The sequence below is a fragment of the Bacillus proteolyticus genome (assembly GCF_001884065.1).
In the GTDB taxonomy this organism is placed as follows: Bacteria; Bacillota; Bacilli; order Bacillales; family Bacillaceae_G; genus Bacillus_A; species Bacillus_A proteolyticus.
In genome coordinates this window covers 1-356 of sequence record NZ_MACH01000162.1, presented here as the reverse complement: position 1 = coordinate 356, position 356 = coordinate 1, and the positions used below count along the sequence as shown (strand labels likewise).

Here is a 356-nt window from a genome sequence, read left to right as displayed (position 1 = left end):
GTAGCACCCGTGTTACCTCGAGCACCTTGAGGTCCAGTAGCACCCGTGTTACCTCGAGCACCTTGAGGTCCAGTGGCACCAGTGGCACCGGTAGCACCCGTGTTACCTTGAACACCTTGAGGTCCAGTAGCACCCGTGTTACCTCGAGCGCCTTGAGGTCCAGTAGCACCCGTGTTACCTTGAGCACCTTGAGATCCAGTAGCACCCGTGTTACCTTGAGCACCTTGAGATCCAGTAGCACCCGTGTTACCTTGAGCACCTTGAGGTCCAGTAGCACCCGTGTTACCTTGAGCACCTCTAGGTCCGGTAGCACCCGTGTTACCTCGAGCACCTTGAGGTCCAGTAGCACCCGTGTT

1 pseudogene is annotated in these 356 nt (G+C 57.3%); it reads right to left on the bottom strand.

Going from position 1 to position 356, the window contains the following annotated elements:
- A pseudogene (locus BAQ49_RS29720) lies at positions 1-356 on the bottom strand (Gly-Xaa-Xaa repeat protein); the annotation flags it as partial.